The 11,612-nt window shown below is 40.7% G+C and carries 7 protein-coding genes and 1 pseudogene; 6 read left to right on the forward strand and 2 right to left on the reverse strand.

Going from position 1 to position 11,612, the window contains the following annotated elements; translation table 11 throughout:
- Window positions 1-69 precede the first annotated feature (69 nt).
- Window positions 70-3,402, reverse strand: a complete 3,333-nt coding sequence (locus ACFQ3S_RS06265; protein WP_377162409.1) for a TonB-dependent receptor — start codon at window positions 3,400-3,402, stop codon at window positions 70-72.
- A 353-nt stretch (window positions 3,403-3,755) separates the two neighbouring features.
- On the opposite strand from ACFQ3S_RS06265, the gene lpdA reads away from it, so the two are divergent.
- The 4 genes and pseudogenes from lpdA to ACFQ3S_RS06285 form a co-directional block, all read left to right on the forward strand.
- Window positions 3,756-5,147, forward strand: coding sequence for a dihydrolipoyl dehydrogenase (gene lpdA / locus ACFQ3S_RS06270; RefSeq protein WP_377162411.1), 1,392 nt, complete (start codon window positions 3,756-3,758; stop codon window positions 5,145-5,147).
- Window positions 5,148-5,248: 101 nt separating this feature from the next.
- Complete coding sequence (locus ACFQ3S_RS06275; RefSeq protein ID WP_377162413.1) at window positions 5,249-6,139, forward strand: MBL fold metallo-hydrolase; 891 nt, start codon at window positions 5,249-5,251, stop codon at window positions 6,137-6,139.
- A gap of 169 nt (window positions 6,140-6,308) precedes the next feature.
- The gene (locus ACFQ3S_RS06280; RefSeq protein ID WP_078348167.1) at window positions 6,309-7,169 is read left to right on the forward strand and encodes a sigma-70 family RNA polymerase sigma factor; all 861 of its coding nucleotides are present in this window, start codon (window positions 6,309-6,311) and stop codon (window positions 7,167-7,169) included.
- Window positions 7,170-7,292: 123 nt separating this feature from the next.
- Window positions 7,293-7,388, forward strand: a pseudogene (locus tag ACFQ3S_RS06285) (transposase); the annotation flags it as partial.
- A gap of 125 nt (window positions 7,389-7,513) precedes the next feature.
- Here the strand turns inward: ACFQ3S_RS06285 and ACFQ3S_RS06290 are convergent.
- Window positions 7,514-9,088, reverse strand: a complete 1,575-nt coding sequence (locus ACFQ3S_RS06290; protein ID WP_377162416.1) for a glycoside hydrolase family 43 protein — start codon at window positions 9,086-9,088, stop codon at window positions 7,514-7,516.
- Between the two features lie 343 nt (window positions 9,089-9,431).
- On the opposite strand from ACFQ3S_RS06290, the gene ACFQ3S_RS06295 reads away from it, so the two are divergent.
- Window positions 9,432-10,409: an aspartyl protease family protein gene (locus ACFQ3S_RS06295; RefSeq protein WP_377162418.1), complete on the forward strand. Its 978-nt coding sequence runs from the start codon at window positions 9,432-9,434 to the stop codon at window positions 10,407-10,409.
- A gap of 1 nt (window position 10,410) precedes the next feature.
- A complete protein-coding gene (locus ACFQ3S_RS06300) occupies window positions 10,411-11,604 on the forward strand; it encodes a hypothetical protein (protein ID WP_377162420.1) in 1,194 nt (397 codons plus the stop codon).
- The last annotated feature ends 8 nt before the right edge of the window (window positions 11,605-11,612 follow it).

Here is an 11,612-nt window from a genome sequence, read left to right on the forward strand (position 1 = left end):
AATTTATTTTTAGTGGTGATAAGCTTTTTAAAACAACTTTGAATCCTGCAAATTACCAGTTTTTTGCTATTAGTTAAAAAGGTATCTTAAACCAATCTGCATGCTGTAAGTAGAGTTAAAACTAACGTTGTCGCGGAAAAACGTGGTATTGGTTGGTGTTAAACCGTCAAATCTTAAATTGAAAGTTGGTCTTGTAGCCGAACCCGGTACTAAGGAAGTAGCGTTAACCGGCGCTAAAATACTCGACTGAACAACTGATCTTTGAATACCCCAGTTTTTATTTAAAAGGTTACCAAAATTTTGTACAGTTAATTCAAATTGCAAGGTATTACGTTTTTTGCCAATGTTGGTAAATACATCCTGCAAAATTTTAATATCGAATAAGTTAACCCATGGAGCTACACCACCGGCACGTTCAGCATATTTCCCTTTACGTGATAACAGGTAAGAATCCTGCTCTATAAAGCGAAAGAATAAATCACTCTGTTGCTGAGCACTATAAGTTGTAGTTACACCGTTAACCGTTGTGGTAAACGGAACAAAAGTAATTTCGCTCGGGTCTTTTGGTACGTAAATTAAATCTGCCTGGGCACCATCACGGTTAAAGTCGGTAGAATAAGTGTAAGAAATACGACCATTGTTTTGACCTTCATAGAAAAGGGAAATGGTAGTACCTAATTTTTTAAGGTATTCTTTGCGGTAAGTAATGTTACCTACAACGCGGTTCGGCAATACAAAACTTGAGTAGCCCATTTCAGGATTATTACTTCCATTTACAGAAGTAGTACCTTGCCATGAACCTGAAGGCTGATCGCCGTTACCATCAAACAAAGTTTTTGCCTCGCTTCTGATATAGGCTATTGAGGCCGACAATCCTTTGCTGAGTTGTTTTTCTAACTTACCTAAAATTGACCAGTAATAACCTTTTGAAGCGTTATCAAGCACATAGGTATTAAATGGTTGCTGTGTACCTGTTGATGCACTAGTGTAAGCTTTACCTGATGCATCTAATCTATTAATAAATTTATCTGCTGTAGCATTTGGATAGAATAACCTGTTGTCTGGATACCCTGAAACATTTAAAGGTGTTGGGTCAACCAAGTTAGGGTTTCTGAACAATACGGTCCTGAAATCGCGGTTATATAAGCCCTCTAATGTACCGGTGAAACCATAAGGCAATCTAAAGTCAGCAGCTAAGTTGGCTTTGAATGTTTGCGGTGCCTTAATGTCAGGAGATATAATAGATATGGCACTTGGTATAGATGTACCAGCTGCAGGTGGTGTAGCTGGCAAATAGAAGTTGGGATCTGGATTGAACACACGTGAAAGCGGGCTGGTAGTTGGAAGCGTGGCACTTATATTTTGCTCAATCTGTGTAAACTGAACCAAACCAGCGTCACCAACCTGGCTAATGATCCAAACGTTTGGTATACCACCCGATACTATACTGGCACTACCGCGTATCTGGAAGGTCCTGTCTCCTTTAACATCATAGTTAAAACCAAAACGTGGAGAAAACAACAACGCCTTTTTAGGAAGCGCACCGGTATTAATGGTCTCCCCATTCTTAAATTGCAGGGCTGCAATTAGGGGATGGGTTAGCAGGTCTTGCTTATAGGTATAATAGTTTAACCTTCCGCCAAAGGTTAAACGTAACTTATCGGTTACGTTATAATCATCCTGCGCGTATATGGAATATTGCGCATTTTTAAAGGTAGGGAAAGCTTGAGAAAAATCAGGGTTTAAAGAATATGTTTTTGAATATGATAGCGGTTGCGCACCATTTTTAAAATCGTCAAAGCTATTAAATATGTAATAACTAGTACCAAAACGTTGGAAACCATTGATTACCGAAGTAAACTCGGCCTGTGCACCAGCTAATAAGTTGTGGCGGCCTTCGGTCCATTGTACATAATCAACCACCGATGTGCTTTTCACATCGCGCAGGTTACCAAAAGTAAACGGCTCGTAACCAAATGAAGTAAACGGACGACCGTCTCTTAGTATATCAACAAACGGAAAAATAGCACTTTCTGAACTTCTTGGCTCATTTTGTTTGTTGTAGGTAAACCTTAAGGTATTTGCAAATTTACTGGCAAACAACGATGAGTTTAACTCGGCAGATAGGGAATAAAAATTATAATCTGTAAAGTAGTTCGAGTTTTGAAATGCCAGGGCGTTATTATCTCCACGGTTACCAGTAACAGGATACACCGGGGCAACCAACGGGCTTGTAGATGTACTTACAAAAGAAGGCGTTTTACTTTCTAACTGACTGTAACGTACATTGAACCTATTTTTATCGTTAATATTCCAATCTAAACGACCAACAATGTTTAAACGCTCGCTATCAAAGTTGTAACCATCATAAGCACCGGTCTCATAACCGTAAGTAGTACGCAAGTAATTGCTGATGTCATCCAGTTCGGCTCGGCTGGGTCTTCTAACGTTTGGAGACGAAGGAAAAGGATTTTCCGGAGTTGAAGCAAATACGGTAGAACCTGCTCTCTGTTGCTTCTCTGACTCCACATTAGCAAAAAAGAATAATTTATTCTTAATGATTGGTCCGCCTAAACGGAAACCATAAGTATTAGACTTTTGTGCAGCAGGAACCAGTTCTGCATAATTTCTAACTTTGGTACCCAGGTAATTTTCATCCCTGTAATAAGTATAGGCCGAACCTGAGAACTCGTTAGTACCTGAACGGGTATTGGCGTTTATGGCCGCGCCAATAACGTTATTCTGTCTAACGTCTACCGGGTTAACGCTTACCGATATCTCATCTAAAGCATCTAAAGGTATAGGGTTACCGTTACCTGGCAGGTTGGTACCAATACCAAAAGCGTTGTTAAAGTTACCACCATCAATAGTGATATTGTTTTGACGGAAGTTACCACCGCCAATAGACGAACCGTTGGATTGTGGTGTTAAACGCGTAATATCGTTGATAGTACGGTTAATAGTTGGCAAAGTGTTAATGTCGCGGGTGCTTAAGTTGGTAACCGAACCCGAACGATCTGAGTTTAATACAGAACGGGTGTTACCGGTAACTGTAACCGCGTTAAGCGCTGTACCACTTTGCAATAAAGTTGCATTTATAACAAACGGCTCACCTAATTTAAGGTACACATCAGTAGCTTTTTGAGCCTCGTAACCTAAATAAGTAATTTCAATTAAGTAAGGACCACCAGGACGCATGTTCTGGATGGTATAACGCCCGTCGGCCCGGGTTGAGGTTGCGTACACTGTTCCGCTAGGAACGAATGTTGCCTTAACCGTTGCACCTATTAAATTTTCTTTTGAATCTTTAACGGTACCTGTTAAACTACTGGTGGTTACCTGTGCAAAGGTTACCGCCGTAGTAAACAAGAAAAGTAACGCGAGAAGTAAATTTTTCTTCATGCTTTTTGTTTTTGTTTAATGAACGTTTTAAGTTTTAAAATTCCCTGCAAATATATATAATGGCTTCAGTTTCAATGTTAAGTTAGTGTTAATAAATGTTATAAAATTTTCACATATTGTAAATAATTTGTTGGTATGCTTAATAAACACCTACCTCTTACGCACTTTTATTAAATAATGTGCAATAAAAATCGCGTTTTGTCCAAATATTTGCCCAAATTTTTAAGCTTTATTCATTAAAATATTCACCTGCATATCATATTCGTCATCAGGGGCTATTTCAGGCATTTAACATGCTTTATTGTATCATCCTTTTTATTTAGCTTTGACGCTGAACTGATAAAAAAAATATAATGAACTACGATGTAATTGTTATAGGATCTGGTCCTGGTGGTTATGTAGCTGCTATACGCGCTTCACAGCTGGGTTTAAAAACAGCCATCATTGAAAAAGAATCGCTGGGTGGCATTTGCCTTAACTGGGGTTGTATTCCTACTAAGGCATTGTTAAAGAGTGCCCAGGTGTTTGAATATATTAACCACGCCGCCGATTACGGTATTAACGTAGAAATAAAAGGTGAGCCCGATTTTGAAGCCGTTATTAAGCGCAGCCGCGGCGTAGCCGATGGCATGAGCAAAGGCGTTCAGTTTTTAATGAAAAAAAACAAGATTGATGTGATTATGGGTTATGGCAAGCTGAAAGGTAAAGGAGCGGTTGAAGTGAAAACTGCCGATGATGCCGTAACTGAGCATACCGCCAAACATATTATTTTAGCTACAGGTGGCCGCTCACGCGAGTTGCCAAACTTACCACAGGATGGTAAAAAGGTTATTGGCTACCGCCAGGCCATGGTATTGCCTAAACAACCTAAATCAATAGTAGTTGTAGGCTCGGGCGCTATAGGCATTGAGTTTGCTTACTTTTATAATGCCATGGGTACTAAGGTAACCGTGGTAGAGTTCTTAGATAATATTGTGCCCTTGGAAGATGAAGAAGTATCGAAGCAATTAGGCCGTATTTTAAAGAAACAAGGTATCAATATCATGACCAGTTCTACCGTAGAATCGGTTGATAGCAGCGGCGACTTATGTAAAGTAAGCGTTAAAACTGCTAAAGGCGTAGAAGTTCTGGAAGCCGAGATCGTGCTTTCGGCCGTAGGTGTTACCACCAACCTGGAAGGTATTGGCCTGGAAGAAGCCGGTGTTAAGTTTGATAAAGGTAAAGTACTGGTTGATGAGTATTATAAAACCAACGTTGATGGCATTTACGCTATTGGTGATATAGTTAAAGGACAAGCCCTGGCTCACGTAGCTTCTGCCGAAGGTATCCTTTGCGTTGAAAAAATTGCCGGTTTACATGTTGAGCCTATTAATTATAACAATATACCGGGCTGTACTTATTGCTCACCAGAAGTTGCTTCGGTAGGTTATACCGAAAAAGCAGCTAAAGAAGCAGGCTACGAAGTTAAGGTAGGCCGTTTCCCATTCTCGGCATCGGGCAAGGCTAGTGCTGCCGGTGCAAAAGACGGTTTTGTAAAGGTAATTTTTGATGCCAAGTATGGCGAGTTTTTAGGTGCTCACATGGTAGGTTATAATGTAACCGAACTGATTGCCGAAGTGGTAACTGCCCGTAAGTTGGAAGCTACCGGTCATGAGATCATTAAATCTATCCACCCGCACCCCACCATGAGCGAAGCTGTGATGGAAGCCGCTGCTGATGCATACGGCGAGGTGATACATTTGTAGCCCCCCAGCCCCCCTAAAGGGGGAGTTTTTTAAAACTTAAAGATAATTAAGATTCACAGCCCTTCGGATTTAATAATCAGAAGGGCTTTTATATTTATGGTATGACTGCAAATAATCAAACTTCTGCTCCCCCTTTAGGGGGCCGGGGGGCTAATCTATTTACCATCAACACCGGCTTATTTAAACTCGACGGTGGTGCTATGTTTGGCGTGGTGCCCAAAACCATCTGGAGCAAAACCAACCCGGCCAATGAACAAAACCTTTGTACGCTGGCTATGCGGTGTTTGCTGGTACAGGATGATGACCGGCTCATCTTGATAGATACGGGCATCGGCAATAAACTAAGTGAAAAAGTTTTGCCATACTACCACTTGTATGGCGATGATACGCTGGATAGTTCACTTGCCCAGCATGGCTTTAGCCGGGCCGATATTACCGATGTGTTTCTGACCCATTTGCATATAGATCACGTAGGCGGAGCTGTCATCAAAGAAGGCAATCAACTCCTCCCCGCTTTCCCTAATGCCACCTACTGGACCAATGAGCAACACTGGCAATGGGCAACCGTTAATCCAAACGACCGCGAAAAAGCGTCCTTTCTGAAAGAAAACTTCATGCCGTTAAAAGAGAGTGGCAAACTGAAGTTTTTAGAAGTTAAAGACGGAATACAATTTTCTACTAACATACAGGTGCAGTTTGTAAACGGCCACACCAAAGCCATGATGCTGCCATTGTTGCAGTATAAAGGTTGTAAGCTGTTTTATGTGGCCGATTTAGTGCCCACTACCGGCCACCTGCCTGTACCCTATGTGGCAGCTTACGATATGTTCCCACTCCAAGCAATGAATGAAAAACGTACTTACCTGCAACAAGCTTTAAATGAGGAATATATTTTGTATTTTGAGCATGATGCAATGATCGAATGCTGTACTTTAATGCAGACCGATAAGGGCATACGCGTAAAAGATGTATTTAAATTGACAGATATTTAACTCAAATACAGCTACTTGGTACGATTGCTGTGGTACAATTATCAACATTGAACGTGAGAATACAATTTTAACAATTATTATGTGATTGTGAAATTCTATTGTAAAATTAGCAACAATTTTATACCTTTGCACGTTCAATTCTAAATCAAGAATCGAGGTAATAAAGTAAATGAGACAACTCAAAATAACCCAATCCATTACCAATCGTGAATCGCAATCGTTAGATAAGTATTTACACGAAATTGGTAAGGTTGACCTGATAACTGCCGAAGAAGAAGTAATATTAGCCCAAAAAATACGCGAGGGTGACCAGGCCGCGTTAGAACGTTTAACCAAAACCAACTTGCGTTTTGTGGTATCGGTTGCTAAACAATATCAAAATCAAGGCCTTACCCTGGGCGATTTAATTAACGAAGGTAACTTAGGTTTAATTAAAGCGGCCAAACGTTTTGACGAAACTAAAGGTTTCAAGTTCATTTCTTACGCCGTTTGGTGGATCCGCCAATCTATTTTACAAGCCATTGCCGAGCAATCGCGTATTGTACGTTTACCCTTAAACCAGGTAGGTTCTTTAAGTAAGATCAGTAAAGCATTTTCTAAATTAGAACAGGAATACGAGCGCGAACCATCGCCCGAAGAACTGGCAGATATATTAGAGACTACCGTTGATAAAATTTCGGACACGTTAAGCAACTCGGGTCGCCATGTATCTATGGATGCACCGTTTGTACAAGGTGAAGAAAATACGCTTTTAGATGTACTGGAAAACCAGGAGCCAAATACCGACTCTATCTTAATCAACGAGTCCTTATCTGAAGAAATTAAACGCTCACTTTCAACCTTAACCGAGCGTGAGCGCGAGATCATTGTATTGTTCTTTGGTTTAGGTTCTAATCACCCTCTTTCGTTAGAAGAAATTGGTGAAAAATTTAATTTAACCCGCGAGCGTGTACGTCAAATTAAAGATAAAGCTTTACAGCGTTTGCGTCATACATCACGTAGCAAGATCTTAAAATCATACTTAGGTTAATCGCCTGATATTTATTACAAAGCCTTCCCGGCACATCGGGAAGGCTTTGTTGTTGATATAGGTTATGAAACCAGCCTATTATGAGCAGCTTACCGCCGCCCAGGCCGTAGCTTATCAACAGGAATTAAGGCAAATGATAAAATAATGCTTCGTAAGAGATCTGTGATCGAAACAGTCAATGATGAATTAAAGAATATGTGCCAGGTAGAATACTCCAGGCCTTCATTGGTGCGTTTGTAAACTCTTGATATAGGTACATCATACTGTTATTAATCAAGAGTATAGTTCATAATTAAACACCAGGAAATATTCTACAAAAAATTCCCTGGTGTACATCTTTTCCCCTACTTATCCTCCACCTCAAAAAAATCAAAATCAGCAAACCCCTTTTTTACCGGAGCCAGATTAGGATTTACACAGGCAATTCCCATTTTTGCGCCAACCCAACGGCCTTGCTTAATTTTTAAACGCTGAGGAATTTCTGTAAAGTCTTTTCCGTTTAAACTATAACTGTACGAGCAAGTTTGATCCGCATAGATATGGCATTTTAACCAAACCTGGTTTTGTTTAACATCTACACCAAACAGCTCTTTAGGTACAAAGCCTTCGCTTTTATAGCCACTTTCAACTAATGATAAACGTAGCTGATTTTTAATCTGGCGCAAGCATAAAAAGGTATAATACTGGCCAAAAACTGTGAGTCCGGCCATTTCATTTTCCTCTGAAGGATTAAAAACCAGTTTTGTTGTACAAGTTTGTTCTGGTGCAGAAACCTTTTGCAAAAGCAAATTGCCCGCATACCATAAATTACCCAACTCTGTAGGTGAATTATCAGCAAATAAACGTATATAACCAGGCTTTGCCGACAATGAATACCAGGCCGGATTGGGATTAGCCTGCCACTGCCATTGCAAACCGAGTTTGGCAGAGTTAAAATCATCAGAAGTTTGCGGCTTAGCTACAGGGTATATTTTGCCTACATTGGGCTTTTTAAACGTTTTTACCGGAATTCCACAACCATTACCGTCGTCATCTATACCAATTACAGGCCAATTGTTTGACAGCCACTTGCCTGGTTGCAGGTGAGCGATCCTGCCGAATGCGCCTCGATCCTGAAAATGGATAAACCACCATTCTCCTGTTTGGGTATCTACAAAACCGCCTTGATGAGGCCCGTTAACATCGGTATTACCCTGATCTAAAACCTTTTTACTTTCGTAAGGGCCGTAAATATTTTTTGATCTTAAAACGGTTTGCCAGCCAGTTGACACACCACCAGCGGGAGCAAAAATATAGTAGTAGCCGTTCCGTTTCATCAGTTTTAAGCCTTCTAATGTTGGGTTTTCTACTTTGTTTTGATACACAATTACACCATTATCCAACAGCTTTGTACCGTCTGCACTCATTTTATGAATTATCACCGGACCACCTGCCAGTTTGGAATGAGCTAAATAAGCGTTTCCGTCTTCATCCCAAAACGGACAAGGATCTTCCCATTGCGCAATGTCTGCAACATGAAAAAATTCCCAGGGCTCTGCGGGATTGGTAGTGCGTGCCATAAACAAACCTTCATCTGGCGAGCATACATACACATAAAACATCCCTTTATGATACCGGATAGACGGAGCCCACGAACCTTTTCCATGCTTTGGTTTATTATACCAGGAGAAAGGAAGTTTTTGGTACACATGATTAATGATCTTCCAGTTTACCAAATCTTTGGAATGTAAAATAGGAATACCCGGAAATGCCGTAAAACTGGATGCAACCATATAATAATCATCCTTTACACGGATTACATCTGGATCCGAATAATCGGCGAATAAAATGGGGTTTGTATAAGTACCGTTGTTATCTTGAGCTTTGGATATGGTTAAAAGTGTAACAACAATTAATGTAAGCAATAATTTTAGTTTCATTTGAGAATAGATATGAGATATAGACCTGAGTTCAATCAATATGTTAAGAAAAATAGCGAGTAAAAGTGTATATTTTAATTATCTGAAGGCCAAATATTTTAACAAAACCCAATGATTACCTACAATAAAGCTACTGAAATTTTCTGTATAACTGATGAATGTGCAAGAACTTTGAAGAAACCACAAAAAGTTTCATTTAGGTAAACCCTTTAAGCGTACTCTAAAATGGCAACCAGCGAGGTGATGAGGCGAATACGGAAATGACCCCCAACTTTCTATTTTTTAATTCGCTTGTAACTAATAACTACTTTTGAGCGTCATAACCACAACACATCACTATTAAATGCGCGGAGTTGGTTTACTGATCTTACTGTTAACAGCGCTGCTGAATGCCAAAGCTGCGCCTAAACCACGTTTGATTTTTCACACCACTAAGCCAACCGCCCTCAGCCCTCCCGAACCTATTTTCCCTAAAGGCCTTAATACACTGGTTATTCCTATAAAAAGAGCTGGAAATTTGATCATTATTGAGGCTCAGGTAGATTCGGTAGCAGGTAACTTTGTGTTAGATACCGGGGCACCCTACCTGGTTTTAAACGCCACCTATTTCAGGAACATGCCCAATTACAGCGACCAGGAAGCTAACGGCGTTAATGGTAATTCGGCAGGTACCTTTCGCACCGAAGTTAAAAACTTTTCGTTAGGGCTCGATTTGAGCTTTAAAAGATTGACCGCCGATGTTGCCGATCTTTCGGCCATAGAAAACAGTAAGCACATCAAGATATTAGGGTTGCTGGGTACGCAAATTTTCAGAAAGCTGGCCATAACGGTAGACCACTTTCATAATGTGTTATATATACATAAGCTGGATTCAAAAGGTGAGATACCCGCTGGCGAGCGTATTTTTAATAACCCGGAAATGACCACACCGTTCAAATACATGAATGATGTTATTTTTTTACAAGGAAGCATCAATCAAAAAAACTTATGGTTTGCTTTTGATACCGGCGCCGAATGTAACCTGCTATCGGCCGATGCACCAAAAAACGTAATGAGTGTAATGAAAAACATCAACACATCAACCGTAATTGGTGTAGGTGGCGCAGGCAAAAATCAGTTGGTGTATGCTAATTTTAAAGAACTGTTTATTGGTAATTACCGCTTTTTAAATAACCGGGTATTGATCACCAACCTCGATCACCTGGGCCGTGCTTATGGCAATAGTATGGATGCGGTATTAGGTTACGACTTTTTTGCGAGGGGCATATTTACCATAAACTTCGTGAAAAAAGAATTTGAAATGTACATTTACAGGCATTGAGATGAAACAGCTGAAACATTATATATTGATGCTTTTTGTGCTTTGCTGTTTAATTACGGTTGCGGCCATACATCCGGCTGCTCGTTTGGTTACTGGCAGCAGAAACCAGGCTGCTGGCACACCAGGCTACCCGGGCGAACGGCTGTATGGCGTAAATAATTTTTCAAAGATCACCGTACGTGAACTTTCATCGGGCTATACACGTTTCTTTTTCCCTGGCAATACCAACGCCCGGCGGGTACAATTATCGGGTAGTTTTAACAGCTGGACCACCCAAAAAGGCATCATGACCAAAACCGACAGCGGCTGGGTAGCCGATATAAAGTTGGAGCCCGGCCCCTATGCTTACAAATACATTGTAAACGGTCGTTGGATGCGCGATGTCTCTAATAATTTAAAAGAAGAAGACGGCTTCGATAATTACAATTCCATTTACTACCGCTACAACTATACATTCAGGCTTGCCGGTAATAGCAATGCACATCGGGTGGTAGTAGCAGGCAATTTTAACAAATGGAATGCCAACGAATTAATTATGACCTTTAACGGCAAGGGCTGGGAAAAATCAATTTACCTGCATGAGGGCACTCACCTCTACCGTTTTATGGTTGATGGCCGTTGGATTACCGACCCGGCTAACAAAAATATATCGAACAGTGAAAAAGCGCCAAGCTCGGTTTTAGCATTAGGCGAAAACTTAACATTTAAGCTGAATGGTTATACCAATGCCCGGAACGTTTGCCTGGCCGGTAACTTTAACAACTGGAAACCCAATGCGCTCTATTTGAAAAAAACAGCTAACGGCTGGGTATTACCTTATGTATTACCTGCCGGTAATTACCTGTATAAATTTGTGGTAGATGGCCAATGGATAGTTGATCCGGCTAACCCGCATACCATAATAACCGACGAAACAAATTCTTTCATAGCATGTAAACCCAACTACACTTTTATACTTAAAGGATATGATAACGCCAGGCAAGTATGCCTCTCGGGCGATGTGAATAACTGGAACGAGCGAGGCTATACCATGCAGCACCTGGGTAACGAGTGGCGCATCAATATGCATTTAAAACCGGGTAAATACCGCTATAAGTTTATTGTAGACGGCAATTGGATATTAGACCCCGGCAATAAGCAATGGGAGCAAAACGAATTTAATACCGGCAACTCAGTTTTGTGGATGGATAACTAAACCCGTTG

This window comes from Mucilaginibacter terrae (assembly GCF_042679325.1).
In the GTDB taxonomy this organism is placed as follows: domain Bacteria; phylum Bacteroidota; class Bacteroidia; order Sphingobacteriales; family Sphingobacteriaceae; genus Mucilaginibacter; species Mucilaginibacter terrae.